This is a genomic window from Massilia sp. CT11-137, from assembly GCF_047302885.1.
Lineage (GTDB): Bacteria > Pseudomonadota > Gammaproteobacteria > Burkholderiales > Burkholderiaceae_D > Telluria > Telluria orientalis.
The window spans coordinates 23,804-49,588 of sequence record NZ_JBKYMP010000001.1 but is presented as its reverse complement, the minus strand read 5'-3'; the positions used below and the strand labels follow the sequence as shown (position 1 = coordinate 49,588).

Here is a 25,785-nt window from a genome sequence, read left to right as displayed (position 1 = left end):
ATTTTTGGAGGAGCGTAAAATACCACTTTGTAGCATCCGCGGAGTTAATGACAACTTGCGAAGCGGAATATAAATCTCGCTAAAGCGTCGCAGGCCTTGGTGCTGCGGCAATTTTTACAACAGTATCAGGAGCCTTAATGTCTTCCAACGACTACCTCTTCACTTCCGAGTCCGTCTCTGAAGGCCACCCGGACAAAGTCGCCGACCAGATTTCCGACGCCATCCTCGACGCCATCCTGGAACAGGATCCGCGCGCGCGCGTGGCTGCCGAGACCCTGTGCAACACGGGTCTGGTCGTCCTGGCCGGTGAAATCACGACGCACGCAAACGTCGATTATATTCAAGTTGCACGCAATACCATCAAGCGCATCGGTTACGACAACACCGACTTCGGCATCGACTATAAAGGTTGCGCCGTGCTGGTCGCCTACGACAAGCAGTCGCCGGACATCGCCCAGGGCGTGGACGAAGGCGCCGGCCTCGACCTCGACCAGGGCGCGGGCGACCAGGGCCTGATGTTCGGCTATGCGTGCGACGAGACGCCGGAACTGATGCCGGCCGCTATTTATTACGCGCACCGCCTCGTCGAGCGCCAGTCGCAACTGCGCAAGGACGGCCGCCTGCCGTGGCTGCGCCCGGACGCCAAGTCCCAGGTCACGCTGCGCTACGTCAACGGCCGCCCGGTGTCCGTGAACACCGTCGTGCTGTCGACCCAGCACGCGCCGGAAGTCAGCCACAGCCAGATCGAGGAAGCGGTGATCGAGGAGATCATCAAGCCGGTGCTGCCGCGCGAATGGCTGCAGGACACCCGTTACCTGGTCAACCCGACCGGCCGCTTCGTCATCGGCGGTCCGCAGGGCGATTGCGGCCTGACCGGCCGCAAGATCATCGTCGACACCTACGGCGGTGCCGCACCGCACGGCGGCGGCGCGTTCTCCGGCAAGGATCCGTCCAAGGTCGACCGCTCGGCCGCCTACGCCGCCCGCTACGTGGCCAAGAACGTCGTGGCCGCCGGCCTGGCGCGCCAGTGCCAGGTGCAGGTCAGCTACGCGATCGGCGTGGCCCGTCCGATCAACATCACGGTCTACACGGAAGGCACGGGCGTCATTTCGGACGAGAAGATCGCCGAACTGGTGATGGAACACTTCGACCTGCGCCCGAAAGGCATCGTGCAGATGCTCGACCTGCTGCGCCCGATCTACACCAAGTCGGCCGCCTACGGCCACTTCGGCCGCGAAGAGCCGGAATTCACGTGGGAGCGCACCGACAAGGCCGCGCTGCTGCGCGCCGAAGCCGGTCTCGCGTAACACCCAACGGGCGTTGCAAAAACGCCCGTTGCCGGTGGGCAGACACCTGCCCACCGTGCTACACTTGTAAATTCCGAGGAGCGTTGCGACGAGATTCCCCATCTCGCCAGGCTCGGATATCAACACCGCGCTCACGTTACTTTTTTCTTAACTTGAAAGGAGGGCGTGATGAGCGCCGTACTCAAAGACACCACCCAGGACTACCTCGTTGCCGACATCGGCCTCGCCTCGTGGGGCGAGAAGGAAATCCGCATCGCCGAAACCGAAATGCCGGGCCTGATGGCCATCCGCGACGAATACGCGGCCGCGCAGCCGCTGAAGGGCGCGCGCATTGCCGGTTCGCTGCACATGACCATCCAGACCGCCGTGCTGATCCGCACGCTGGAAGCCCTCGGCGCGCAAGTGCGCTGGGCCTCGTGCAACATCTACTCGACGCAGGACCACGCTGCTGCCGCCATCGCCTCGGTCGGTACGCCCGTGTTCGCCGTCAAGGGCGAGACGCTGGACGAGTACTGGGACTACACCCACCGCATCTTCGAATGGGGCGATGACGTCTACGCCAACATGATCCTGGACGACGGCGGCGACGCCACGCTGCTGCTGCACCTGGGTGTGCGCGCGGAGAAGGACATCTCGGTGCTGGACAAGCCGGGTTCGGAAGAAGAAATCTGCCTGTTCAACGCCATCAAGGGCCGCCTGGCCATCGATCCGCAGTGGTACTCGAAGCGCCTGCCGCAGATCAAGGGCGTGACGGAAGAGACCACCACCGGCGTGCACCGCCTGTACCAGATGCACGCGGACGGCAAGCTGGCGTTCCCGGCCATCAACGTCAACGACTCCGTGACGAAATCGAAGTTCGACAACCTGTACGGCTGCCGCGAATCGCTGGTCGACGGCATCAAGCGCGCGACCGACGTGATGGTCGCCGGCAAGGTCGCCGTCGTGGCCGGTTATGGTGACGTCGGCAAGGGTTCGGCCCAGGCGCTGCGCGCGCTGTCGGCCCAGGTCTGGGTTACCGAGATCGACCCGATCTGCGCACTGCAGGCCGCAATGGAAGGCTACCGCGTCGTGACGATGGACCAGGCCGCCGAACACGGCGACATCTTCGTTACCTGCACGGGCAACTACCACGTGATCACCGAGCAGCACATGCTGCGCATGAAGGACCAGGCGATCGTCTGCAACATCGGCCACTTCGACAACGAAATCGAAGTCGCCGCGCTGCGTAAGTACGAGTGGGAAAACATCAAGCCGCAGGTCGACCACATTATCTTCCCGGATGGCAAACGCATCATCCTGCTGGCCGAAGGCCGCCTCGTGAACCTGGGCTGCGGCACGGGTCACCCGTCGTACGTGATGAGCTCGTCGTTCGCGAACCAGACCATCGCCCAGATCGAACTCTTCACCAATACCGCCGCCTACCCGGTCGGCGTGTACACGCTGCCGAAGAAGCTGGACGAAAAAGTCGCCCGCCTGCAGCTGAAGAAGCTCAACGCCCAGCTGACCGAGCTGACCGAAGAGCAGGCCGCCTACATCTCGGTGAGCAAGGAAGGCCCGTACAAGCCGGAACATTACCGTTATTGATCTGGTAAGCTCTTCCGTGAACTGATGCACGTCCGCCGGATTCCATCGTCGGCGGAGGTGTGCTGGACAACCTCTCACGAAAGACACAACATGCGCCTGCTCCTGACCTGGCTGATCAATGCGGCAGCCCTGATGGCCCTGCCTTACCTGATGCATTCGGTAACGGTCGACAACGTCGGTGCCGCCCTCGTGGCGGCCCTCGTCCTGGGTCTCGTGAACACGATCATCCGTCCCTTGCTCGTCGTGCTGACCTTGCCCGTGACGGTCGTGTCGCTCGGCCTGTTCATCCTGGTGATCAACGCACTGCTGTTCTGGCTGGTCGCGCACCTCGTCGGGGGCTTTCACGTGGCGGGGTTCTGGTCCGCGTTCCTGGCGGCGATCTTGTACAGTGTCATTTCGTGGGCGCTTTCTACCTTATTACTCAACAAAGATGGAAACCCCTAACATCAGTATCGAGTTTTTCCCGCCCAAGACGCCCGAGGGTGCGGACAAGCTGCGCGTGGCCCGGCAGAAGCTGGCCGAGCTGAATCCAAAATATTTCTCCGTGACGTTCGGCGCCGGCGGCAGCACGCAGCACGGCACGCTGTCCACCGTCCTCGAGATCCTGGCCGAAGGCCACGATGCCGCACCGCACCTGTCGTGCGTGGGCGGCACGCGCGAATCGATCCGCGCGATCTTGCAGGAATTCAAGGAGAAGGGCATCCGCCGTCTCGTGGCGCTGCGCGGCGACTTGCCAAGCGGCTACGGTGGCGCAGGCGAACTGCGCTATGCCAGCGACCTCGTCGAGTTCATCCGCCAGGAAACGGGCGACTGGTTCCACATCGAGGTGGCTGCGTATCCGGAAATGCACCCGCAGGCCAAGTCGCCGCAGGACGACCTGCAAGCCTTCGTCCGCAAGGTGCAGGCCGGTGCGAATGCCGCGATCACGCAATACTTCTACAATCCGGACGCGTACTTCCAGTTCGTCGACAATGCGCACAAGCTGGGCGTGGACGTGCCCATCGTGGCCGGCATCATGCCGATCACGAACTACACGCAGCTGATGCGTTTCTCCGACATGTGCGGCGCCGAGATTCCACGCTGGATCCGTCTGAAGCTGGCCAGCTTCGGCGACGATTCCGCGTCGATCAAGGCGTTCGGCCTGGACGTCGTCAGCGGCCTGTGCGAGAAACTGCTCGCCGGCGGCGCGCCCGGCCTGCACTTCTACACCATGAACCAGGCGGCGGCCACGACCGCGATCTGGCAGCGCATCATCGGCGCCTGAACAAGCACGCCGATACTCACGCGAACCTCCGCGTGGGCACGGCGTGCCACCCCTGCGCGTATCGAATGATCACTCGATCGCTCAGGTGACGTGGGTGGTTTCCGTCACGATCACGTCCAGCGGCACGTCGTGCGGCGCATGCGAGAACTGGGCTTCCTGATTACTGTAGGCAATCCCCAACGTGTGCGGGCGCGGCGGCTGTTCCAGGGTGCGGTCGTAGTAGCCGCCGCCATAGCCGAGGCGATACCCGTCGGCATTGAAGCCGAGGCAGGGGATCAGCAGGGCCGGCGGGCGCTCGATGAAGCGCAGCTGGGCCGGGACCTGCACGCCGGCTTCGTCCGGCAACATGGCTTCGCCGGGCGTCCACTCCGTGAACGTCAGCGGCGCATCGCGTTCCATCACGACGGGCAGCGCCAGGCGCACGCCCGCCTGGTGCAGCTCCGCGTATGCGGCGCGCAGGTCGGGCTCGCCGACCAGCGGCCAGTACACACCGATGACACTTACCTGGCGCAATCTCCACCACGCAACGACCTGTGCGCCGATGTGTGCATCCCACTGGACCTTGATTGCGGGATCAAGCCCCCCACGTGCAGTCCTGAGCGCCTTGCGCAATGCCGATTTTGCCGCCTGTTTCTCGTCCGCCACGCTCGGGCTCGAGGGGCATGGTATTCTTGAATCGCCGGTCATGGATGAAATGAAGCCTACATTGAATATCGCATTATCGATGTCGCAGACACTGTTAGCCGGCGCCGTCGCGGCCGCTTCCAGCCTGCTCTTCCTCGCGTCGTCCGCTGTCGCGGCCCAGGCCGTGTCGCCAGGGACGGCACCCCCCGCACCCGCTGCGCCCACCGCGGTGCCTGCGCCGGTCGTCGCGCCCGGACCGCAGGCAGATGCCAGCCGCGAGCAGGACGAGATCTTCGCGCAACTGCGCGACGCCGCCCGCAAGAACGATGCCGATAAAGCCGCGGCGCTGGCGGCCCGGCTGCCGGACTACGCGATTCCGTCGTACGTCGACTATTATCGGCTCAAACCGCGGCTGCGCGACGCTTCCAACGAGGAAATACTGGATTTCCTGAAACGTTACGAAGGCAGCGCCATCGCCGACCGCCTGCGCAACGACTGGCTGCTGGAACTCGGCCGCAAGCGCGACTGGGTCAATTTCGACCGCGAGCTGCCCCTGTTCGTCAAGAAGGACGACTATCAGGTCAAGTGCTACGCCTTGCTGTCGCGCGCGTCGAAGGGACAAAACGTGGCGGCCGAGGCACGCGTGCTGCTCGACAATCCGCCGATGTATGGCGAAGCGTGCGCCGCGCTCGTCAACCAGCTCGTCCAGTCCGGCCAGTTCACGAACAATGATTTGCTGGCGCAATTGCGCCTGGCCGGCGAGATGCATGCGACGGGGCCGTCGCGCCGCACGGCGCTGCTGCTGGGTGCGTCCGACACGCGTGCCGCGCAGGCCGTCGACCTGCCGGCCGTGGCAATGGCGCGCGGCATCGGCAGCACGCGCGCCGACCATGAGATCTACCTCGTCGCCATCGGCCGCATGGCGCGCACGAGCCTGAAACTGGCGACGGTGGCGCTCAACAGGAACGCATCGAAACTGTCGGCCGAGGAAAGGGCGATCGGCTGGGCGAACATCGCGCTGGCCGCGTCGCTGACCTTGGCGCCCGAAGCGTACGACGACTGGAAGAAGGCCGAAGGGGCGCCGCTGACGTGGAACCAGCTGGAGTGGAAGACGCGCATCGCGCTGCGCCGCGGCGACTGGAAGACGGTGCGTGCGACGATCGAGGCGATGCCGCCGCAGCAGCACGACGAGCCCGCCTGGACGTACTGGCTGGGCCGCGCGCTGCAGGCCGAAGGCCGGCGCGAGGATGCGCAGGCCTTGTACCGCGGCATCGCCGACCAGAACAGTTTCTATGGCCAGCTGGCGATGGAAGAGCTGGGCATGCAGATCAGCATCCCGCCCAGCGCCGCGCCGCCCACGCCGGCCGAGCTGGCGCAGGTGGCCGCGAACCCCGGCTTCAAGCGCGCCTTGAAATTCTTTTCGATGCGCATGCGTTTCGAAGGCACGCGCGAATGGAATTGGGCGCTCACCGGATTCACGGAACGGCAATTGCTCGCCGCCGCCGAGTTCGCGCGCCAGAACGATATCCTCGACCGCATGCTGTCCACGTCCGAACGCACGCGCACCGAGTTCGACTACACCCAGCGCTTCCCGGCGCCGCACAACGACATTCTGCACCCGACGGCGCAGGGCCTCGGCCTGGACCAGGCCTGGGTCTATGGCCTGATCCGCCAGGAATCGCGTTTCGTCTCCGATGCGCAGTCGGGCGTGGGCGCGTCCGGGCTGATGCAGGTGATGCCGTCGACCGGCAAGTGGGTGGCGGAAAAGATCGGGCTGACGGACTACGGCCACGGCATGCTCAGCGATATCCGGACGAATATCGTGCTCGGCACCAATTACCTGAACATGGTGCTGAACAGTGCGGAAGGCTCGCAGGTGCTGGCGACGGCCGCGTACAACGCCGGACCGGGGCGCGCGCGCACGTGGCGCGGGCTGTTGACGGCGCCGATGGAAGGGGCGGTGTTCGTCGAGTCGATCCCGTTCGAGGAAACGCGAACCTACGTGCGCAACGTGATGTCGAACGCGACGAACTATGCCGCGCTGTTCGACAAGCGTCCGCAATCGCTCAAGGCGCGCCTGGGTACGATCACGCCGCGCGGCGGGGGCATCGGCCTCCCGTAAGGAGAGCGAACAACGAGCAGGAGGACAGCATGCACGCGCAATCGGTCGTATTGTTCGGCGGGACCGGATTCATCGGCAGCCACCTGGCGGCCAGGCTGTCCGAGCACGCCATCGACATCGTCGTGCCCACGCGGCACGAAAGCCACGCGATGCACCTGATGCCGCTGGGCGTCGACATCGTGCCGGCGGATCCTTACGACGACACGGCGCTTCGCAAGCTCGTGGCCGGGCGCGATGCCGTCATCAACCTGGTCGGCATCTTGCACTCGCGCCGCGGCAGCCCGTACGGGCCGGACTTCCGCCGGGCCCACGTCGATTTGCCGCACCGCATCGCCGCCGCCTGCGCGATCGAAGGCGTGCCGCGCTACCTGCACATGAGCGCGCTGGGGGCTGCCCGCAACGGACCCTCGATGTACCAGCGCTCGAAGGCCGATGGCGAGGCGGCCGCGGCGAGCCAGCCCAGCGTCGCGGCGACGATCTTCCGGCCGTCCGTCGTGTTCGGCCCGGAAGATAAATTTCTCAACATGTTCGCGCGCCTGCAGCGCCACCTGCCCGTCGTCCCGCTCGCCTGCGCGCATGCGCGCTTCCAGCCCGTGTACGTGGGCGACGTGGCCGAGGCGTTCGTGCGTGCGCTGCTCGATCCGCACACGGCCGGCCTCACCTATGAACTGGGTGGGCCGCAAGTCTACGAGCTGGCGGAACTGGTGCGGCTGGCGGGGCGCTATGCGGGGCACGAGCGCAAAGTGATCGCCTTGCCGGATGCGCTCGCGCGGCTGCAGGCGATGTTGTTCGAGCTGCTGCCGGGCGAGCCCGTCATCACGCGCGACAATCTCGATTCGATGAAGGTCGACAATGTGCTCCAGCCGTCCAGGGACAATAAAGTCTTGACAACAGCGGCGCTGGGAATCAAGCTCACGGCGCTCGAGGCCGTCGCGCCGCAGTACCTGGCGCCGCCCGGCGGACTCGATGTCCTGCGCGCCCGTGCCGGGCGCTGACCTCAACGATCACGCCACACCATGCAGACTCTCGAACTCGACCCGACATTGACGCAGACCCTCGACAACGCACGCCAGGCCGGCCTGACCCTGGTCATCGGCAACAAGAATTACTCTTCGTGGTCGATGCGCCCCTGGGTGGCGCTCGTCGCCGCCGGCATCCCGTTCACGGAAGTGCGCGTCCTGCTCGACCAGCCGGACACGGCCACCAACATCGCGCAGTATTCGGCTTCCGGCCGCGTGCCCGTGCTGCTGGCCGGCGAGATGACCATCTGGGACAGTCTCGCCATCTGCGAATACGTAGCAGAGCAATTTCCTGAGAAGCATATGTGGCCGCAGGACGTGGCCGCCCGCGCGCTGGCCCGCTCCGTCGTGGCCGAGATGCATTCCGGCTTCGGCGACCTGCGCACCGCGATGACGATGAACATCAAGGCGCGCCTGCCGGGCCGCGGCCGCACGCCGGGCGCCCAGGCCGACATCGGCCGCATCTGCGAGATCTGGGAAGAGTGCCTGTCCCGCTTCGGCCACCACAACTTCCTGTTCGGCGATTTCTCCATCGCCGACGCGTTCTTCGCGCCCGTCGTCACGCGCTTCCAGACCTATGGCGTGGCGCTGGCGCCCGCGCTGCAGGCCTATTGCACGCGCGTGCTCGCGCACCCGGCCGTCGCGCGCTGGGTCGAGGAAGCGATGGCCGAAACGGAAATCGCCGGCCTGCACGAAGACGAGTTGCCGGACTGATGACGATGCAGGCGTACGTCGTCGGCGGCGCCGTCCGCGATGAGCTGCTGGGGCTGCCCGTGCAGGACCACGACTGGGTCGTCGTCGGGGCCACGCCCGAGGACATGATCGCCAAGGGGTTCCGGCCCGTCGGCAAGGATTTCCCCGTGTTCCTGCACCCGCAGACGCACGAGGAATACGCGCTCGCGCGCACCGAGCGCAAGACGGCGCCGGGCTACCACGGCTTCGTGTTCCACACCGCCCCCGACGTCAAGCTCGAAGACGACCTGATCCGGCGCGACCTGACGATCAATGCGATGGCGCGCGCCGAGGACGGCACCATCGTCGACCCGTACGGCGGCTTGCAGGATCTGCGGGACCGCGTGTTCCGCCACGTGTCGCCCGCGTTCGCCGAAGACCCCGTGCGCATCCTGCGCCTGGCCCGCTTCGCCGCGCGCTTCCCGGCATTCACGGTGGCCGACACGACGCTCGCGCTGATGCGCCAGATGGTCGAGGCGGGCGAGGTGGATGCGCTCGTGCCGGAGCGCGTGTGGCAGGAACTCTCGCGCGGGCTGATGGAGCAAAAGCCGTCGCGCATGCTGGCCGTGCTGCGCGACTGCGGCGCGCTGGCGCGCATCCTGCCCGAGCTCGATGCGCTGTGGGGCGTGCCGCAGCCGCCGCTGCACCATCCCGAAGTCGACACGGGTGTGCACATGATGCTCGTGATCGATTACGCAGCCGAACAGGGCTACGACCTGCCCGTGCGCTTTGCCGCGCTCATGCACGACCTGGGTAAAGGGTCAACGCCGCCCGAACACTGGCCCAAGCACCATGGCCACGAAGGCATGGGGCCGCGCCTGATCACGGAACTGAGCAAGCGCCTGCGCGTGCCGACGGACTGTCGCGACCTGGCCGTGATGACGGCGCGCGAGCACGGCAACGTGAGCCGCGCGCTCGACCTGCGGCCGAACACGATCGTGACCCTGTTCGAACGCTGCGACGCGTTCCGCAAGCCGGACCGCTTCGCGCACATGCTGCTGGCGTCCGAATGCGATGCGCGCGGGCGCGGCGACGAACGACATGAGATGCGCAGCCGCGCCTATCCGCAGGCGCCCTGGCTGCTGCGCGCGCTGGACGCGGCGCGCGGCGTGAACGCGGGCGAGGTGGCGGCGCGCTACGCCGAGAACCGCGAAAAAATCCCCGAAGCCGTGCACGCCGCGCGGGTGAGCGCCGTGAAGGCGGCGCTGGGCGACGTGCGCGACTGAACCTAGGCCGCCGCGGTGTCGGCCCCGAACCTGCACCACGTGTCGCGGCCCGCTTCCTTGGCGCAGTACAGCGCCGTATCGGCGTTCTTGTACAGGGCGTCGGTGTCCACACCGTCCCGCCAGGCCACGGCGGCGCCGACGCTGGCGCTGACGCGCATGTCGTGGGCGCCGAACGCGATCGGAGCGCGCATCGAATCGACGATGCGCTGGGCCACGTCGCCCACGATGGCGTCGCTGGCCGGCGTCAGCAGGACGGCGAATTCGTCGCCGCCCAGCCGCGCCACGCAGTCGGTCTGGCGCACGGCCGCACGCAGGCGCTCCGCCGCCGCGACCAGCAGCGCGTCGCCCGCATCGTGGCCGAGCGTATCGTTGATGTGCTTGAAGCGGTCCAGGTCGATCAGGAGCAGCGCGAACGGGTCGCCGCCGCGCCGGCCGAGGGCGGCCAGGCGCTGCAGTTCGTCGTTGAAGCGGCGCCGGTTGGGCAGGTCCGTCAACGCGTCGTTGTAGGCCATGGTTTCCAGTTTCAGCTGGGTGGCGCGCAGCTCGGCGGTGCGGCTGGCGACCACGGCCTCCAGCTCGCGCTGGCGCCGGCGCAGCAGCGACGTGCGGGCCTGCATCAGGGCGGCAAGGATGCCCAGCACGGCGATCGCACCCATTGCCCGCACCCAGGCCAGCTGGTGCCAGGCGGGGAGGACGCGGACCGGCAGCTCCAGGTTGACGGTATCGTCGCTGTTACCGGAGGCACGCACGCGCAGGCGGTAGTTCCCTGGCGGCAGGTTGTTGTAGCTGGCACGGCGCACGGTCGTGTCGGCTTCGATCCATCCGGTGTCGAAGCCTTCGAGCTGGTAGGCGTAGTGGCGGTGCTCGGCCGGCATGTAATCCAGGGTCGCGAACTCGACCGCGAAACCGCGTTCGCGATCGGCGGGCGTGACGGTCAGCGCGGCGGGCTCGCGGCCCGATGCAACCGGCGCAAGCGCACGGATCGCACGCCCACCGAGCATCAGTTGCGTGATGGCGAGCGGGGGCAGGGGACGGCGGGTGTCCAGCCGGTCGGGGAATACGACGGAGAGGCCGGTGAAACCGCCGAACAGCACCTCGCCGTCCGCCCCCAGCGCGCCCGAGCTGGTCCAGTAACTCGGCACGTGGGCGCCGTCGGCCTCACCCAGCCGGCGGACCTGCAGGGTGTCGGGGTGCACGCCGGCCAGGCCGAGGTCGGTGCTCAGCCAGATCTGCCCGCTGCGGTCCTGTACCAGCATGTTGACGCTGTTGTCGGGCAGGCCGTCGGCCGTCGTCAGGCGCCGGAACCAGCGGCGCCCGCCGGCATCGGTGCGATCGAGGATGGCGACGCCGTTGCCGAACGAGGACACCCACAGGCGGCCCGTGCGGTCGACGAGCAGGGACGAGACGAAGCCGTTCGGCACGCGCGTGCGGTCGGCGTTGTCGGTCGGCAGGCGCTCCACCGTCGTGCCGTCCCGGTCCAGCCGCACGACGCCGCGCCGGGTGCCGATCCACACGCTGCCGTCCGCGAGCGGCAGCAGGGCGGTGACGCGGCGGTCGCCCAGCGCCTCGTCTTCGTGGCGCAACACGGTCGCCGGCCCGGCGGAGGACGGCCGCACCGCCCATGCCCCGTCGAGCCCGCCCAGCCACAGGAGACCGTCGCGCCATGCCAGGGCCCAGACGGACGCGTCGGGACGGCGGCCCGCAATCTCGACGTGCCGTACGGTACGCCCGGTGCCGTCGCTGCGATACAGGCCTTGCTGGGTGCCGATGTAGACGCTGCCGTCCGGCGCATTCGCCATGGCGAGCACCCGGCCCTTGGGCAGGGCATCGGCGTCCGCCCTGATCTCGGCCAGCGCGCCGGTGTGCGGCTCGACGATGCTCACGCCACCGCCGGGAACGCTCAGCCATACCTTGCCGTCCGGGCGGGGCAGCAGATGATAAATGTTGAGGCCGGTAATGCTGCCGATCGTCCGCACCGTCACGATGCCGCGCGGGAGGGGATCGTGCTGGCTCAGGGTGCCGCCGGTGGCAACGAAGATCTGGCCGCCGCGCTCGCGCAGCATGGCGAGGATCTCGTCGCTGCGCAGGCTGTCCGGCACATCGCCGCGGTAGCGCAGGCGCCGCGTCGTGCCCTGGCGCACGTCGACCTCGACGATGCCGCCGCTCTCCGTGCCGAGCCAGACGACGTCGTCATCCTTTTGCACGATCGCGAACACGCGCTCGCCCTGCAAGGCGGGCTGCGGACCCGTTTCCACGATGGGACGGGGCGCCGCGCCCCGCGTGGCGATGACGAAGGCGCCATGGGTGCGGGTGCCGATCCATACGCGCCCCGCGCTGTCCTGGTACAAGGCGTTGATCGACGGTTCGTTCGGCGCCGGCAGCCCCAGGTGCACGACCTCCAGCCGGTCGTGGTCGCCGGACCGGTAGAACAGGCCCTCGCGGGTGCCGATCCAGAGACCGCCCTGGCGGTCGCGCAACAGCACGTCCACCCCATCCGGTGCGAGCACGGATGCGGCCAGCTGCGGGGCGCCGCTGGCGGCGGCATGCACCTTGCCGGCGGCGTCGACGCGTCCCAGTCCCGCGCCGGTGCCGACCCAGATGCCGCCGGCACCGTCGTCGACGATGCTGGAGACGCGTGCATGGCCCAGGCCGCCCGGGCCGGCCGGGATGACGGTGAAGCGATCGCGCGCCGCGTCGTAGCGCGCCAGGCCGCCCGCGCTCGTACCGATCCACAGGCGGCCGCCCGCGTCCACGTGCACGCTCTGGATATAGCCGTCCGGCAGGCTACCTTCCCGCGCCGGATCGGCCACATAGCGCCGCACCCGGAAACCGTCCCAGCGAACCAGGCCGGTCTGCGTACCCAGCCACAGGAAACCGTCGCGATCCTGGGCGAGAGACGTGCCGAAACGCAGCGCTTCTTCGGTGTGATGCCGGAACGAGACATGAGAAAATGGTTGCCAGGCTGCGGATGCATCTGCGTTGGCTGCGGTGGACGGAAACGCGAGCAGCGCGCTCATCCAGAAGATCAGGCAGGGCAGGGCCTGGCGAAAAAATGGCATGCGACACTCTCGATTTCTCTTTAGAATCAAGTATATGCCGCTTTACCCTTGGTATCCCGTTCGCAGCGATAAGTGATCAAATTCTGTTGTATCGACGCAAGAATAGAGCGCCCATGCAGGACCATCCACTCCGCCGCTGGCTGAACCACCTGATCAAGAAGAAGGGTCAGGCCGTGCTGGTCAAGGCATTGGCCAGGCGCGACCGGCGGCGGATCCTGCGCCACTTCCTGGCCCTCGACCGCGACGACCGCCTGCTGCGCTTCGGCAGCGTGTTGCCGGACGAGCTGATCGAAGCGTATGTCGCGAAACTCGATTTTTCGAAGGACATCGTGTTCGGCGTCTACAACGGGCGGTTCCAGCTCGTGGGCGTCGGCCACCTCGCGTTCACGTCGCGCGAGGCGCATCCGGACAGCATCCATTACACGGACAAGGAAAAGGTGGCCGAGTTCGGTGTCTCCGTCTCGGCATCCGCGCGGGGGCAGGGCGTCGGCACGCGGCTGTTCGAACGGGCCGCCATCCACTGCCGCAATTCCGACGTCGACACGTTGTACATGCAGTGCCTGTCGTCGAACCGCACGATGATGCACATTGCGAAGAAGGCCGGCATGGAGATCCGCCGCGAATACGGAGAAGCGGACGCCCACCTGCACCTGCCGCCGCCCAGCCCGGGCAGCGTGCTTGCGGAGGCGCTGGAAGAGCAGTTCGCCAAGATCGATTACACGGTCAAGGCCAATGCGCGCGCTGCCGTCAAATGGTTCCGGCCGAAGCGCTGAACGTTCCTAAGCCGAATCGCGCGGCACCAATCCGCCCGTAAACCGCTTGCGGTACGGCGCCACGTCGGCGCCGTCCAGCTGCGCCTGCAGGCATTCCATCGCCGCGACGCCGATGGCCGCGACGTCCTGCCGGAACGTCGTCAGCGGCGGGTAGAGGTAGGCGGAGATCGGCAGGTCGTCGTGGCCCACGATCGCGAGGTCCTTGCCCGGTTCGAGGCCGAAGCGGCGGCACGCGGACATCGCGCCGATGGCGAGCCTGTCGGTGCCGCAGGCGAGCGCCGTGACGCCGGCGCGCTTCCACGCGCCGCTCGCGAGCCAGTCGAGCACGTGGCGGAACGCGTACGCTTCGAAATCCCACGACGGTTGCGTGCTGGCCGGCACGAGGTGCGGCTGCATGCCGGCTTCCGTCATCGCGTCCAGATAGCCGGCCAGCCGTTCTTCCGGCGACGGATGCGCGACCGGCGGCGCGCCCAGGTAGGCCGGACGGTGGCCGCGGCCCAGCAGGTAGCGGGTCAGCATCGCCATGCTCTGGCGGTTGTCGTTCATGACGTAGTTGCAGTCTTCGTGGACGTAGCTGTCCATGTAGACGATGCGCATTTCCTGCTCCAGCCGCAGCAGCAGGTCGAGGTTCGCCGTCGACGCGACCGCGGTCAGGATCACGCCCGCCACCTTCATCGACCGCATCGTCATCAGCGCCGCCGCTTCCTCGGCCGGGTCGTTGTACGAGCACTGGATGATCACGTCCATGCCCAGCGCCTTGGCCTTCGCCTCGATCGCGCGCAGCGCCTCGGCAAAAAAGGGTTCGTTCACCACCGGCAGGATGACGCCGACCATGCGCGAGCGCCCGCGCACGAGGCTCACGGCGTGCGGGTCGGGCACGTATTCGAGGTCGCGGCAGGCCTGCTCGATGCGGGCCCGCGTATCGGCCTTCAATCCCTCGCGGTCGTTGAAATACTTCGACACCGTGGCGCGCGACACGCCGGCCCGCGCGGCGACGTCGTGCATGGTCACTGGGCCACGAGAGGCAGGGCCACGGGGATTTTGCGCTGTTTTCATCAGTTTGTTGACTCGTGTAAAGTGGGCGCCCGCCGACAGGCGCGTCACCATCATAGCAAAAATACTTGCGTGCAATAAGAGCGCGGATTCCCCTCGCACATGCGCCATTCGCCCGCTGTGGATCACGTGTTGTTGTGGTCACTCAACCATTAAAAATTTTGTAAAAAATCTGTTGACGACAAAAAGTCGACACGTGTAAAGTTCTTTCGTCAGGCAGTATCCCATACCTAAAACAGCTCGGAGACACCGTCATGAAAAGATCCGCCGTGTTCGCGTGCATCGCGGCATTCGCCTTCTCCCTGGCCGGCGTGGCGCACGCCGCGCGCCCGCTGAAGTCCGTCGGCGTCGCCGTCAGCGACCTCGCCAATCCCTACTTTGTCGCCATCGGCAAGGGCGCGCTTGACGCCGCGAAAAAGGTCGGCGGCGACAAGGTCAAGGTCACCACCGTCTCCAGCAAGTACGACCTGAACACCCAGGTCGGCCAGATCGAGAACTTCATCGCCAACAAGGTCGACATCATCATCGTCAACGCGTCCGATCCGAAAGGCATCGCGCCCGTGCTGCAAAAGGCGCGCAATGCCGGCATCGTGGTGGTCGCCGTCGACGTCGGCGCGGACAATGCGGACGCGACGATCATGTCCGACAACACGATGGCGGGTGCCGAGTCCTGCAAGCGCATCGCCCTTCGCCTGCACGGCAAGGGCAACGTCGTCATCGTCAACGGTCCGCCCGTCACCGCCGTGATCGCGCGCGTGGCCGGCTGCAAGCAGGCCTTTGCCGGCACCGGCATCCGCATCGTGTCCGACAACCAGGACGCGAAGGGCAGCCTCGATGGCGGCATGGAAGTGATGACGAACCTCCTGATCGCGCACCGCCGCATCGATGCCGTCTTCGCCATCAACGACCCGTCCGCGATCGGCGCGGAACTCGCGGTCAAGCAGGCGGGCCGCGCGGACGTGCAGATGGTCGCGTCGGTCGACGGCGCGCCGGATGCGGAAGCGGCGCTCAGGTCGAAGAACAGCATCTTCGCCGTCACCACCGCGCAAGACCCCTACAAGATGGCCACGCTGGCCGTCGACATCGGCTACGGGATCATGAACGGCAAGCGTCCCGCGAACCCGGTCGTGCTGATTCCCACCCCCGCAATCACCAAGCAGAACGTACTGGCCTACAAGGGCTGGGCCAGTCATTAAAACATCCCCTTCATTGGAGGAGACATGGCAACACTACATCCACCGCCCGTGCTGGAGGTCGCCGGCATCCGCAAGCGGTTCGGCGCCGTCACGGTGCTCGACGGCGTCCAGCTGACCATCCGCCCCGGCGAAATCCACGCGCTGATGGGAGAAAACGGTGCCGGCAAGAGCACCCTCATGAAAATCCTCGCCGGCGTGTACCAGCCGGACGCCGGCGAGATCCGCGTGGCCGGCAAGCCAGTCCGCATCGGGTGTCCCGCCGATGCGCGCGCATGCGGCATCAACCTGATCTACCAGGAGCTGTCTGTCGCGGCCAATCTCACGGTCGCGCAGAACATCTTCATGGGCGCGGAACCGCGCGGCAGGTTCGGCGTCGTCGACACGGCGCAGATGAACCGGCGCGCGGCCGAGGTATTGAAAAGTCTCGGCGCCACGTTCGCGCCGAACCGTCTCGCGAGCGGCCTGTCGATCGCCGACCAGCAGCAGGTCGAAATCGCCCGCGCCCTCGTGCACGACAGCCGCGTGCTGATCATGGACGAGCCGACGGCCGCGCTGTCCGAGCGCGAGACGGAGCGCCTGTTCGACGTGATGCGCGCCCTGCGCGAACGGGGCATCGCGATCATCTACATCAGCCATCGCATGGCGGAAGTGCGCATGCTGGCCGACCGCGTCACCGTGCTACGCGACGGTACGTGGATCGGCGAACTGACGCGCGACGAAGCGACGCCGGACACGGTCGTGCGCATGATGGTCGGCCGTGAACTCAACGGCTTCTACGAGCACGCGCAGCGGCGCGTGCCGGGCCCCGTGCGCCTGAAGCTCACCGACGTGCACGGTGCGAAGGTGCATCCCGTGTCGCTCGAGGTGCGCGCCGGCGAGATCGTCGGCCTCGCGGGCCTCGTCGGCGCCGGCCGCACGGAGCTGGCGCGGCTGGTCTTTGGTGCGGACCCTCTGTCCGGCGGCGCGATTGAAGTCGATGGCCGCGCAGTGACGATCCGCACGCCGGGCGATGCGATCCGCCTCGGCATCGCCTACGTGCCGGAAGACCGCAAGGGGCAGGGCCTGTTCCTGCAACAGTCGCTGCTGGCGAACGTGACGATGAACGTGCTCGGCAAGCATGCCCGCTGCGGGGTACTCCGGCGCGGGGAACTGCTGGACGTCACGCGCGGCGCGATTGCCAGACTGTCGGCGCGCGGCGCGGGGCCGGACGGCATCATCGGCGGCCTCTCGGGCGGCAACCAGCAAAAGCTGCTGCTCGCGCGCTGGCTGGAAATCAAGCCGCGCGTGCTGATCCTCGACGAGCCGACGCGCGGCGTCGACATCGGCGCCAAGCACGAGATCTACCGGATCATCCACGAGCTGGCGGATGCGGGCGTGGCCGTGCTGTGCATCTCGAGCGAGCTGGCGGAAATCATCGGCGTGTGCGACCGCGTGCTCGTCATGCGCGAAGGCTGGCTGTCCGGCGAGCTGCTTGGCGAACGCATCACCCAGGAAAACATCATGGCACTGGCCACCCAGGCCCAGGCCGCATAGGAGACGACATCATGCAGACCCTCAAATCATCCCTTCCCACGGCGCCGCGTGCCAGCGCGCACGGCGGCATCGGCCAGGCCTTTTCGCGCATGTTCGCGACGATGGGCATGCTGCCCGTGCTCGTCGCGCTGTACATCGTGTTCTACTTCCTGACCGGCTACTTCGCCGAAGACGGCGTGTCGAATTTCGCGACGACGGCCAACACGATGAACGTGCTGCGCCAGAGTTCCATCAACCTCGTGCTGGCGACGGGCATGACGTTCGTGATCCTCACGGGCGGCATCGACCTGTCCGTCGGCTCCGTGCTGGCGGTGTCCGCGGTGCTGGGCATGATCGCGTCGCTGCCGGGCCACGCGCCCGCGCTGTCGCTGCCGATCTTCCTGCTCGCGGGCCTCGGCATGGGCCTGCTGAACGGCACGCTCGCCGCCGTCTTCAAGATCAACCCGTTCGTCGTCACGCTCGGCACGATGACGGCGCTGCGCGGCACGGCGTACCTGCTCGCGGACGGCACCACGATCCTGAACCGCGAGATCCCGACCTTCGAATGGATCGGCAACGATTCGTTCGCCGGCCTGCCGTGGCTCGTGTGGGTCGCCGCCGCGCTCGTGCTGGTGGCCTGGTTCATCCTGCGCCGCACGGTGCTGGGCATGCATGTGTACGCGGTCGGCGGCAATCCGCAGGCGGCGCGGCTCACGGGCATCAAGGTCGGCCTGGTCCTCGTCTTCGTCTATGCGTTCTCCGGCCTGTGCGCCGGCACCGCGGGCGCGATGTCGGCCAGCCGCCTGTATGGCGCGAACGGCAACTGGGGCTCGGGCTACGAGCTCGATGCGATCGCCGCGGTGGTCCTCGGCGGCACGAGCCTGATGGGCGGCGTGGGCACGATCTGGGGCACCGTGATCGGCGCGCTGATCATCGGCCTGCTCAACAACGGTCTCACGATCCTCGGCCTGTCCTCGTTCTGGCAGTACGTGGCGAAGGGCACGGTCATCGTGCTCGCCGTGATGCTCGATAAATGGCGTTATCAACAACAGGCGAACTGACATGCAAGCACAACGACTCCCCCGCTACGTGGTCTTCGGCGAAGCGCTCACCGACATGATCCGCCAGGACGACGGCACGTGGCGCTCGCTGCCCGGCGGTTCGTGCTGGAACGTTGCGCGCGTCGGCGCCCGGCTCGGGCTGCACACGGGGTATGCCGGCGCCGTCAGCATGGATGCCTTCGGCGACGAGATCGCGGACGCCAGCCGCGCGGCCGGACTGGACGAACGCTTCCTGCAGCGCGTGGAGGCGCCGCCGTTCATCGCGATGGTGACGTCGCGCCATCCGCCCCGTTACGTCTTCCTGGGCGAGAACAGCGCGGACCTGCACTTCCGGCCCGAACTGCTGCCGGACGGCTGGCTGGAAGCGGCCGACTTCATCCACGTGGGCAGCCTCGCGCTCGCGCGCGGTCCACTGGCGCGGCGTCTCGTGGAGCAGGCGCTGATGGCGCGCCAGGCCGGCAAGCGCATCGCCTTCGACCCGAACTTCCGCAACGCGATGCGCGACGCGGCGTACCGGCCCACGTTCGAACTCATCGCGGGTCTCGCCAGCCACATCAAGGTGTCGGACGAAGACCTGGAAGGTCTGTTCCCGGGCTTCGAACAGCGCGACGCGCTGGCCGCGCTGCGCGCGCTGGCGCCCGATGCCGAGATCCTGTACACGCGCGGTGCCGATGGCCTGTCGCTGATCCGCGGCGACGAGGTGCTCGATGCGCCCGCGCGCCGCGTGGACGTCGTCGACACCGTCGGCTGCGGCGATGCGTCGATGGCCGGCTGGATCACGGGCCTGCTGCTCCATCCGGAGATGCGCCCTTCGTGCCAGCTCGCGCGCATCGCGGCGGTGGCCGCCACGGCTGCCATGCATGCCGGGCCGTATGCGCCCACCGCATGCGAGGTGGAAGCTTTGCTCCGGTAGGGCGGGCGGCCTCCGCCCACGCGTAAGGCCGGCATATCGCCGACGTTACGCGTGGGCACGGGGTGCCTACCCTACCCGTCATCCGATCCTGTTCCGTCGACCTGCCGCGGCATCTGCGCCGCGGCCGGACGGGATCCGCTTTGCCCATAAAAACAATCAGGAGATACCATGCGCATGCCAACCATCGCGCCGGCGCTGCTCGCGCTCGCGTTTTGCTTCCCTGCGTCCGCCGTGGACGTCCAAAACTACCTGCGCGCCAACGCGGCCGCGAATTCCGAAGGCGGCGGCCAGACCTGCTTCGGCCTGGCCGGCGCGGGCGCCAAGTACCGCTTGGGTAATGAATGCGGCGTCTACGGTGAGATGCTGCTGGGCCAGCACCTCGTGCAGGGCGACGCCGGCGAGGACGTGAAGGCGTACGCCATGCTCAACCTGGGCAACGCGGCCGCGTCGAACAATGCAAGGCGGCCGCAGGGCGGCTGGAAGATCGGCCTGCCGCAAGCGTATCTCGCCATCGAACACGTGAGCGGACTCGGTGACGCCGCGCTGTGGATCGGGCGCCGCTACTACAAGCGCGAAGGCGCGAACGTCAACGACTTCCTGTACTGGAACCCGTCCGGCATGGGCGTGGGCATCGAAGACGTGCCGCTGGGACCCATGAAGTTCAGCTACGCCTACCTGCACGACGACCAGCAGACGATGCCGATCATGCGCGTCGGCGACACGGCGAACCGCCACGATGTTCAGCTGCGCGGCGTGCCCGTGAATCCGGGCGGCACGCTGGAACTGGGCCTGGCGCTGATCCGCAGCGATGGCCAGCGCGATCATCACGGCGGTTCGATGATCACGGTGCAGCACCGCCAGCGCGTGCTGGACGGCGCCGGCGACAACCGTCTCGCGGTCCAGTGGGGCACGGGCGCCGGCACGGACAATGGCGCGACGGGCGACATCACGAGCGGCGACGACGTGCACCGGCTGCGCATCATCGACAGCTGGTACGCGCAGGTCACGCGCCGCTTCGGCGGGGAACTGATCGCCGTCTGGCAACGGGATACGGCACACGATCCGGCCAAGGCAAAAACGTGGGCGTCGGCCGGCGGCCGCATGTCGTACGCGCTGTCCGACAGGATAAAACTGCTGGCGGATATCGGCCATGACCGCGTGGCGCCGCAGAACGGCGACGTGCGCCGGCTGACCAAGGTCACGGGCGCCGTCGCGCTGATGTCGAAGCCCGGCTATTTCGACCGTCCGGAATTGCGCCTGTTCGTCACGCACGCGCGCTGGAACGAGGCCGCGCGCGCGGCCGCGCGGATGAACGATCCGCTGGCCGCGAACGGCATCCATGGCACGACGCTGTCCGGATTCACCGTCGGCGTCACCTACGAAAACTGCTGGAAGTGATCAGGCGTGCATCCCGGCCAGCAAGGTATCGATGGCGGCCAGCGACGGCGGCGTGGCGCCGGCCGCGAGGCAGGCCGCGGCGCCCGCCGCCACGGCGAAGCGCAGGTGGGCGAGGCCATCGCGTTCGGGCGCATGCAGCATGCTCCACGCCAGCGCGGCGATGCTGGCATCGCCCGCGCCGACCGTGTCCACGGGCGTGATGCGCGGCGCCGCCATCTCCCACGATCCTGCCGGCGTATGCAGCGAGGCGCCGGCCGCCCCCTTCGTGTACAGATAGGTGGCGTCCGGGTTCCAGCCGCGCAGCGTCGCGAAGGCGGCATCGGCGTCGTCCGTCCGGAGGAGGCCCACGAGATCCTCTTCCGAGACCTTCACGACGTCGGCCAGGGCCGTCATGCGCCGGAGTGTCGGGTCGTAGTTCTCGTCCATCAGCGCGCGGAAGTTCGGGTCGTAGCTGATGCGCACGCCCCGCGCCTTCAGCGTTTCGGCCAGTGCGACGAGCTTGCCGGCCAGCGGCTGGCGCGCCAGGCTGATGCCGCCGAAGTGCGCCCAGCGGCAGGCGCCCATCCAGTCTTGCGGCAGCTGCGCGGCGTCGAAATGCAGGTCCGCGCTGTCGTCGCCGACGAAGAAATAGCTGGGCGGGTCGAGGCGGTGCACGATCGCGAGCAGCGGCGATTTGTCCAGGCGCTGCAGGAAGCGCTCGTCCAGGCCTGCGTCGAGGGTGGCGCGCCACAGCTGGTCGCCGAACACGTCGCGGCTGACGGCGCCGGCGAAGGCGCTGGGCGCGCCCAGCTTGGCCATCGCGCGCGCCACGTTCCACGTCGAGCCGCCCGTCACGCTGTGCCAGCGCGTGGCGCCGGCGTCGTCGACAATCATGTCGGTCAGGGCTTCCCCTGCCGCGACGAATACGGGAAAGTCCGCCATGTCAGTCCTTCACGAGAACGGTCAATACTTCATAGCAGGCGCCCATCGTGTGGTAGTCGACCTTGCCGGCCGGGCTCTTCTCGTCCGTGAGCTTTTCGTTCGCCGGGCCGAGGATGCGGTACCAGCCGCCGTGTTCGTGGTCGACGAAATGTTCCCAGCTGTAGGCCCAGATGCGGTCGTACCAGTCCCAGTACGCTTTATCTCCCGTGCGCGCGCCCAGCAGCGCGGCGGCGGCGAGGCTCTCGGCCTGCACCCAGAAGTACTTGTCGGCGTCGCAGATTTCGTTTTCCGGACCGAAGCCGTAATGGATGCCGCCGTGCTTCGCGTCCCATGCCTTGGTCAGCGCCGCGTCGAACAGCTGGCGCGCGCGCGGCACGAGCCAGTCGCACGGGCCGGCCATCTGGTCCTTGTGGCTTTCCATGATCAGGAGGAGCTTGGCCCATTCCGTCAGGTGGCCCGGCTGGTAGCCCCACGGGCGGAAGATGTTCGTCTTGTCGTCGCGGTTGTAGTCCGGGTCGACGGACCAGTCGCTGTTGTAGTGTTCCCAGACCAGGTTGCCGTACAGGGCCGCCTGGCGCACGGTGATGTTGTGCGCGAGCGTCTCGGCACGCCACAGGAATTTCGTGTCGCCCGTCGCGTCGAACGCGGCCAGCATCGCTTCGCACGCATGCATGTTGGCGTTCTGGCCGCGGTACGGGTACAGCGTCGACCAGTCGCCGCTCGCTTCGTCCGCGTACAGGCCGTGCGCCGGTTCCCAGAAGCGGCGTTCCATCAGGTCGTACGTCTCGTCCAGCCAGGCGCGCGCTTCGTCGACGCCGGCCATGACCGCGTGGGCGTACGCCAGCAGCACGAAGGCCAGGCCGTAGCAGTGGTTCGTGTCGTCCGTGACTTTCTTCTGTCCGTCGTTCCAGTCCAGCGTCCAGGCATAGCCGCCCGTCTCGGGGTTGCGGTGCGCGTCGCGCAGGAAGCGCAGGCCGTGCAGCACGCGTTCGCGGTCGGCCGGCTCCTGGAACTGGCGCCACGCCATCGAAAAATTAAACACGAAGCGGGTGCTGCTTACCAGGTGGCGCGTGCGCGCGTCGTAGATCGCGCCGTCGTCCTTGTAGAAGTGATAGAAGCCGCCGCTCGGGTCGACGCAGCGCGGGTCGTAGAACTGGCGGGTGTGGCGGATGTGCTGCAGCAGCGTCGAACGGGAATGGAAATCGGGAAGCATGGTGGGTTATGGTGAGTGAAATCGGGATGTGGATGGAACGATTTTGCGTCAGTGACGTATGCGATATGCCGGCGTCACGCGTGGGCTCGGGGAGCCCACGCTAGCGTAGGCGAAAATTCTCGCAGACCGTGCTGGCGCGCACGACCAGTTCCACGGGCGCCACCTGTTCCAGCGGCGGATCCTGCGGACCGCGCAGCAGCAGCTCGACGCCCAGCGCGCCCAGCTCCTTCTTGTTGATGCGCAGCGTCGTCAGCGGACGGTGGCCCAGCACGGCGCCGGGGATGTCGTCGAAGCCGACGATCGAGATATCGTGCGGCACCGTCTTCCCGGCCGCGAGGCAGGCGCGCATCGCGACGAGGGCGGCGGCGTCGTTGTAGCAGAACACGGCGTCGGGCGGGTGGGGCTGGTCGAGCAGCGCCTGCATCGCTTCGTAGGCGCCCGTCTCGAGGTCGACGCCGTCCGGCAGGCACGTCTCCAGGCGCGGGTCGGCCAGCATGCCCGCTTCGTACAAGGCCTGGCGGTAGCCGCGGTTGCGCTCGCGGATGCTGTAGTGGCCGAGCGAGCCGGAGATCATGGCGATGCGTTCGCGCCCCAGCGAAATCAGATGCCGGGTGGCGAGGTAGCCACCCATGTGGTTGTCCGGGTTGACCGAACTGTAGCCGCGCAGCTTCATGTCGATGAGGACGAGGGGCTTGCCGCTGGCGCGCAGGGCGTTCAGCAGTTCGGGTTCGAAGAAGCCGGCGCACACGATGGCGTCCGGCGCGTGCATGCGCAGCTGTTCCGTGACGCCGTCGGCCGGGCCGACCGCCATGAACGACAGCACGATGCCCTGCTTGCGGCAGGCTTCCTCGGCCCCGTGCAGCACGGGCGAGTAAAACGGGCTGCTGGCGGCCGTATTGTGTTGTCGATGCAACAGGAACGTGAGGCGGCGGATGCGCTTGCGGCGCAGCTTGCAGAAGTCATACCCCAGTTCGTGGGCTGCCGACAACACCATCTGGCGCGTGCTTTCCGTGAGGCCGGGTTCGTTTTTCAGGGCGCGCGAGATCGTGCCGGCCGAGACGCCGGCGTACTTGGCCAGGTCGCGGATCGTGACCTGTGCGGGGCTGTCGCCCGCCTGGGGGCGTGAGGTGACGGGATTCACGTTGTCTCCGATATCGTTGCTGCGCACGCCTTGGGCGTCGCTCATTTGAATGGAGTCTTGCATATGAAAATTCCCTTGGTCAAACGCGAAGGTGCATTTACAGGGAAGTTTAGTCGGCTTTACTAAACAGCTGTTTGCCCGGTATATTCTCATGTAAGAAACCGATTTCATAAGAGGGGAGGCCGTGTTTAGTGGCACCTGACTAAACTTCGCGGCGAATCGCACACCCCGTTTGACCCCATTACCCTGCTTCTGCAGAATCTTTTCACAATAAAAGTTGCCGTCCTGTTAGCGGTAACATCTCGAGGAGACTTATCCATGGAACGCGCACCACAGGCTGTCGTCGAGCCTGCCAACCGGGCCCAGCCCAGCTACACCTTTCCGCTGACCGTCGTCACCGCACTGTTTTTCATGTGGGGCCTGCTGACGTCGCTGAACGACATCCTGATCCCGCACCTGAAATCGGTCTACAACCTGACGTACGTACAGGCGATGATGGTGAACCTGGCCTTCTTCAGCGGTTACTTCCTGCTGTCGATCCCGGCCGGCGCCCTGATCCGCCGCATCGGTTACAAAGCCGGCGCCGTCGTGGGCCTGGCCGTGTGCGCCGTCGGTGCCGCGCTGTTCTACCCGGCCGCCACCAGCGTGTACGCGCTGTTCCTGTTCGCCCTGTTCGTGCTGGCCGGCGGCATCACCATCCTGCAGGTGGCCGCCAACCCGTACGTCACCGTACTGGGCCCGCCGGCCACCGCGTCGAGCCGCCTGAACCTGACCCAGGCCCTGAATTCCTTCGGCACCTTCGTCGGCCCCCCGATCGGCGGCTACCTGATCCTGTCGCACATCTCGACGGTCGCCGATCCGAACAACATGACCGCCGCCGAGAAGCTGGCGCAGGCGCAGGCCGTGCAGGGTCCGTACCTGGGCCTGGCCGCCACGCTGGCGATCCTGGCCATCCTGTTCGCCGTGATCCGCCTGCCGATCATCCGTGACGAGGACACCGGCACGGTGCGCACCGGCTCGATCCTCAAGCAGAAGCGCCTGATGCTGGGCGTGCTGGCGATCTTCGTGTACGTCGGCGCCGAGGTGAGCATCGGCAGCTTCCTGATCAACTACATGGGCGACTCGTCCATCGCCGGTTTCTCGCCGGAAGTCGGCGCGAACTATGTCGCCTACTATTGGGGCGGCGCGATGGTCGGCCGCTTCATCGGTTCGGCCGTGATGCGCACCGTCAGCCCGGGCAAGGTCCTCGCGTTCAACGCCGCCGTGTGCATCGCGCTGCTGGTGGCGACGACGTTCGGCCATGGCCACTTCGCGATGTGGGCCGTGCTGGCCGTCGGCCTGTTCAACTCGATCATGTTCCCGACCATCTTCAGCATGTCGGTGCACGAACTGGGCCCGCAGACCAGCCAGGGCTCCGGCCTGCTGGTGATGGCCATCGCCGGCGGCGCCGTGGTGCCCGTCATCCAGGCCCAGGCCGCGGACATGATCGGCCTGCAGACGTCGTTCCTGATCCCGGCCGTCTGCTACGCCTTCATCCTGTACTTCGGCGCGAAATACGCCCGCATGTACGTGGACGTCAAGGCCGTCTGACCGCCTGATCCCGAATTGCCGCCGCGCGGTTCTCACGCGGCGGCACATTGCCTATCCAAAGCGTCGCATACCTATAA

Annotated in this window: 21 protein-coding genes and 1 riboswitch; of the genes, 15 read left to right on the top strand and 6 right to left on the bottom strand. The window is 67.0% G+C overall.

The features are described 5' to 3' along the window. Positions 1 to 137 precede the first annotated feature (137 nt). The 4 genes from metK to metF all read left to right on the top strand — a co-directional run bounded on the left by metK (position 138) and on the right by metF (position 4,155). The gene (gene metK / locus ACEN98_RS00210; RefSeq protein WP_056134518.1) at positions 138 to 1,307 is read left to right on the top strand and encodes a methionine adenosyltransferase; all 1,170 of its coding nucleotides are present in this window, start codon (positions 138 to 140) and stop codon (positions 1,305 to 1,307) included. 69 nt (positions 1,308 to 1,376) lie between these two features. After that, a riboswitch (S-adenosyl-L-homocysteine riboswitch) is annotated at positions 1,377 to 1,447 on the top strand. A gap of 28 nt (positions 1,448 to 1,475) precedes the next feature. Then, positions 1,476 to 2,891, top strand: coding sequence for an adenosylhomocysteinase (ahcY, locus tag ACEN98_RS00205; protein ID WP_413380477.1), 1,416 nt, complete (start codon positions 1,476 to 1,478; stop codon positions 2,889 to 2,891). Between the two features lie 90 nt (positions 2,892 to 2,981). Beyond that, positions 2,982 to 3,335, top strand: a complete 354-nt coding sequence (locus ACEN98_RS00200; RefSeq protein ID WP_160406869.1) for a phage holin family protein — start codon at positions 2,982 to 2,984, stop codon at positions 3,333 to 3,335. Beyond that, the gene (gene metF, locus ACEN98_RS00195; protein WP_413380475.1) at positions 3,322 to 4,155 is read left to right on the top strand and encodes a methylenetetrahydrofolate reductase [NAD(P)H]; all 834 of its coding nucleotides are present in this window, start codon (positions 3,322 to 3,324) and stop codon (positions 4,153 to 4,155) included. Before ACEN98_RS00200 ends, metF begins: the two co-directional genes overlap by 14 nt. 81 nt (positions 4,156 to 4,236) lie before the next feature. Here the strand turns inward: metF and ACEN98_RS00190 are convergent, their stop codons facing one another. Continuing rightward, positions 4,237 to 4,800, bottom strand: a complete 564-nt coding sequence (locus ACEN98_RS00190) for a 5-formyltetrahydrofolate cyclo-ligase (protein WP_413380472.1) — start codon at positions 4,798 to 4,800, stop codon at positions 4,237 to 4,239. 79 nt (positions 4,801 to 4,879) lie between these two features. Here ACEN98_RS00190 and ACEN98_RS00185 point away from each other — a divergent pair, with 79 nt between their 5' ends. The 4 genes from ACEN98_RS00185 to ACEN98_RS00170 are packed head-to-tail and all read left to right on the top strand — an operon-like array spanning position 4,880 to position 9,878. Then, positions 4,880 to 6,901 (top strand): transglycosylase SLT domain-containing protein, encoded by a 2,022-nt coding sequence (locus ACEN98_RS00185; RefSeq protein ID WP_413380470.1) that lies wholly within the window; start codon positions 4,880 to 4,882, stop codon positions 6,899 to 6,901. A gap of 29 nt (positions 6,902 to 6,930) precedes the next feature. Further along, a complete protein-coding gene (locus ACEN98_RS00180) occupies positions 6,931 to 7,896 on the top strand; it encodes a complex I NDUFA9 subunit family protein (protein WP_413380467.1) in 966 nt (321 codons plus the stop codon). 21 nt (positions 7,897 to 7,917) lie between these two features. Next, entirely contained in the window at positions 7,918 to 8,634 is a 717-nt protein-coding gene (locus ACEN98_RS00175; RefSeq protein WP_413336805.1) for a glutathione S-transferase family protein, read from the top strand. 5 nt (positions 8,635 to 8,639) lie between these two features. Further along, the gene (locus ACEN98_RS00170; protein WP_413385925.1) at positions 8,640 to 9,878 is read left to right on the top strand and encodes a multifunctional CCA addition/repair protein; all 1,239 of its coding nucleotides are present in this window, start codon (positions 8,640 to 8,642) and stop codon (positions 9,876 to 9,878) included. A gap of 2 nt (positions 9,879 to 9,880) precedes the next feature. On the opposite strand, the gene ACEN98_RS00165 is transcribed toward ACEN98_RS00170, so the two are convergent. Then, positions 9,881 to 12,937 carry a two-component regulator propeller domain-containing protein gene (locus ACEN98_RS00165; protein ID WP_413380464.1) on the bottom strand — a complete coding sequence of 1,019 codons (3,057 nt, stop codon included), beginning with the start codon at positions 12,935 to 12,937 and terminating at the stop codon, positions 9,881 to 9,883. A 113-nt stretch (positions 12,938 to 13,050) separates the two neighbouring features. On the opposite strand from ACEN98_RS00165, the gene ACEN98_RS00160 reads away from it, so the two are divergent. After that, entirely contained in the window at positions 13,051 to 13,710 is a 660-nt protein-coding gene (locus ACEN98_RS00160) for an N-acetyltransferase family protein (RefSeq protein ID WP_413336807.1), read from the top strand. Between the two features lie 6 nt (positions 13,711 to 13,716). Here the strand turns inward: ACEN98_RS00160 and ACEN98_RS00155 are convergent, their stop codons facing one another. Next, complete coding sequence (locus ACEN98_RS00155) at positions 13,717 to 14,715, bottom strand: LacI family DNA-binding transcriptional regulator (protein WP_413380461.1); 999 nt, start codon at positions 14,713 to 14,715, stop codon at positions 13,717 to 13,719. Positions 14,716 to 15,017: 302 nt separating this feature from the next. Here ACEN98_RS00155 and ACEN98_RS00150 point away from each other — a divergent pair, with 302 nt between their 5' ends. The 5 genes from ACEN98_RS00150 (at position 15,018) to ACEN98_RS00130 (ending at position 20,843) form a co-directional block, all read left to right on the top strand. Next, positions 15,018 to 15,959 carry a substrate-binding domain-containing protein gene (locus ACEN98_RS00150; protein WP_413380459.1) on the top strand — a complete coding sequence of 314 codons (942 nt, stop codon included), beginning with the start codon at positions 15,018 to 15,020 and terminating at the stop codon, positions 15,957 to 15,959. Positions 15,960 to 15,983: 24 nt separating this feature from the next. Beyond that, positions 15,984 to 17,492, top strand: a complete 1,509-nt coding sequence (locus tag ACEN98_RS00145; protein ID WP_413380456.1) for a sugar ABC transporter ATP-binding protein — start codon at positions 15,984 to 15,986, stop codon at positions 17,490 to 17,492. Positions 17,493 to 17,503: 11 nt separating this feature from the next. Then, the gene (locus tag ACEN98_RS00140; RefSeq protein ID WP_413380454.1) at positions 17,504 to 18,532 is read left to right on the top strand and encodes an ABC transporter permease subunit; all 1,029 of its coding nucleotides are present in this window, start codon (positions 17,504 to 17,506) and stop codon (positions 18,530 to 18,532) included. Position 18,533: 1 nt separating this feature from the next. After that, positions 18,534 to 19,445, top strand: coding sequence for a carbohydrate kinase family protein (locus ACEN98_RS00135; RefSeq protein ID WP_413380452.1), 912 nt, complete (start codon positions 18,534 to 18,536; stop codon positions 19,443 to 19,445). A gap of 168 nt (positions 19,446 to 19,613) precedes the next feature. Continuing rightward, a complete protein-coding gene (locus ACEN98_RS00130; protein WP_413380450.1) occupies positions 19,614 to 20,843 on the top strand; it encodes a maltoporin in 1,230 nt (409 codons plus the stop codon). Here the strand turns inward: ACEN98_RS00130 and ACEN98_RS00125 are convergent, their stop codons facing one another. The 3 genes from ACEN98_RS00125 to ACEN98_RS00115 all read right to left on the bottom strand — a co-directional run bounded on the left by ACEN98_RS00125 (position 20,844) and on the right by ACEN98_RS00115 (position 24,163). Next, on the bottom strand, positions 20,844 to 21,764 hold the full coding sequence (locus ACEN98_RS00125) for a carbohydrate kinase family protein (RefSeq protein ID WP_413380448.1): 921 nt from the start codon (positions 21,762 to 21,764) through the stop codon (positions 20,844 to 20,846). A 1-nt stretch (position 21,765) separates the two neighbouring features. Beyond that, the gene (locus ACEN98_RS00120) at positions 21,766 to 22,977 is read right to left on the bottom strand and encodes an AGE family epimerase/isomerase (RefSeq protein ID WP_413380446.1); all 1,212 of its coding nucleotides are present in this window, start codon (positions 22,975 to 22,977) and stop codon (positions 21,766 to 21,768) included. 100 nt (positions 22,978 to 23,077) lie between these two features. Beyond that, positions 23,078 to 24,163 (bottom strand): LacI family DNA-binding transcriptional regulator, encoded by a 1,086-nt coding sequence (locus ACEN98_RS00115; RefSeq protein ID WP_413380444.1) that lies wholly within the window; start codon positions 24,161 to 24,163, stop codon positions 23,078 to 23,080. Between the two features lie 273 nt (positions 24,164 to 24,436). On the opposite strand from ACEN98_RS00115, the gene ACEN98_RS00110 reads away from it, so the two are divergent. Continuing rightward, positions 24,437 to 25,708 carry a sugar MFS transporter gene (locus tag ACEN98_RS00110; RefSeq protein WP_413380441.1) on the top strand — a complete coding sequence of 424 codons (1,272 nt, stop codon included), beginning with the start codon at positions 24,437 to 24,439 and terminating at the stop codon, positions 25,706 to 25,708. Positions 25,709 to 25,785 lie beyond the last annotated feature (77 nt).

Excerpts from the sequence above, each read along its gene's own strand:
- metK (WP_056134518.1), top strand. The coding sequence starts at position 138 with ATGTCTTCCAACGACTACCTCTTCACTTCCGAGTCCGTCTCTGAAGGC.
- ahcY (WP_413380477.1), top strand. The coding sequence starts at position 1,476 with ATGAGCGCCGTACTCAAAGACACCACCCAGGACTACCTCGTTGCCGAC.
- ACEN98_RS00200 (WP_160406869.1), top strand. The coding sequence starts at position 2,982 with ATGCGCCTGCTCCTGACCTGGCTGATCAATGCGGCAGCCCTGATGGCC.
- metF (WP_413380475.1), top strand. The coding sequence starts at position 3,322 with ATGGAAACCCCTAACATCAGTATCGAGTTTTTCCCGCCCAAGACGCCC.
- ACEN98_RS00185 (WP_413380470.1), top strand. The coding sequence starts at position 4,880 with ATGTCGCAGACACTGTTAGCCGGCGCCGTCGCGGCCGCTTCCAGCCTG.
- ACEN98_RS00180 (WP_413380467.1), top strand. The coding sequence starts at position 6,931 with ATGCACGCGCAATCGGTCGTATTGTTCGGCGGGACCGGATTCATCGGC.
- ACEN98_RS00175 (WP_413336805.1), top strand. The coding sequence starts at position 7,918 with ATGCAGACTCTCGAACTCGACCCGACATTGACGCAGACCCTCGACAAC.
- ACEN98_RS00170 (WP_413385925.1), top strand. The coding sequence starts at position 8,640 with ATGCAGGCGTACGTCGTCGGCGGCGCCGTCCGCGATGAGCTGCTGGGG.
- ACEN98_RS00165 (WP_413380464.1), bottom strand. The coding sequence starts at position 12,937 with ATGCCATTTTTTCGCCAGGCCCTGCCCTGCCTGATCTTCTGGATGAGC.
- ACEN98_RS00160 (WP_413336807.1), top strand. The coding sequence starts at position 13,051 with ATGCAGGACCATCCACTCCGCCGCTGGCTGAACCACCTGATCAAGAAG.
- ACEN98_RS00155 (WP_413380461.1), bottom strand. The coding sequence starts at position 14,715 with ATGCACGACGTCGCCGCGCGGGCCGGCGTGTCGCGCGCCACGGTGTCG.
- ACEN98_RS00150 (WP_413380459.1), top strand. The coding sequence starts at position 15,018 with ATGAAAAGATCCGCCGTGTTCGCGTGCATCGCGGCATTCGCCTTCTCC.
- ACEN98_RS00145 (WP_413380456.1), top strand. The coding sequence starts at position 15,984 with ATGGCAACACTACATCCACCGCCCGTGCTGGAGGTCGCCGGCATCCGC.
- ACEN98_RS00140 (WP_413380454.1), top strand. The coding sequence starts at position 17,504 with ATGCAGACCCTCAAATCATCCCTTCCCACGGCGCCGCGTGCCAGCGCG.
- ACEN98_RS00135 (WP_413380452.1), top strand. The coding sequence starts at position 18,534 with ATGCAAGCACAACGACTCCCCCGCTACGTGGTCTTCGGCGAAGCGCTC.
- ACEN98_RS00130 (WP_413380450.1), top strand. The coding sequence starts at position 19,614 with ATGCGCATGCCAACCATCGCGCCGGCGCTGCTCGCGCTCGCGTTTTGC.
- ACEN98_RS00125 (WP_413380448.1), bottom strand. The coding sequence starts at position 21,764 with ATGGCGGACTTTCCCGTATTCGTCGCGGCAGGGGAAGCCCTGACCGAC.
- ACEN98_RS00120 (WP_413380446.1), bottom strand. The coding sequence starts at position 22,977 with ATGCTTCCCGATTTCCATTCCCGTTCGACGCTGCTGCAGCACATCCGC.
- ACEN98_RS00115 (WP_413380444.1), bottom strand. The coding sequence starts at position 24,163 with ATGAGCGACGCCCAAGGCGTGCGCAGCAACGATATCGGAGACAACGTG.
- ACEN98_RS00110 (WP_413380441.1), top strand. The coding sequence starts at position 24,437 with ATGGAACGCGCACCACAGGCTGTCGTCGAGCCTGCCAACCGGGCCCAG.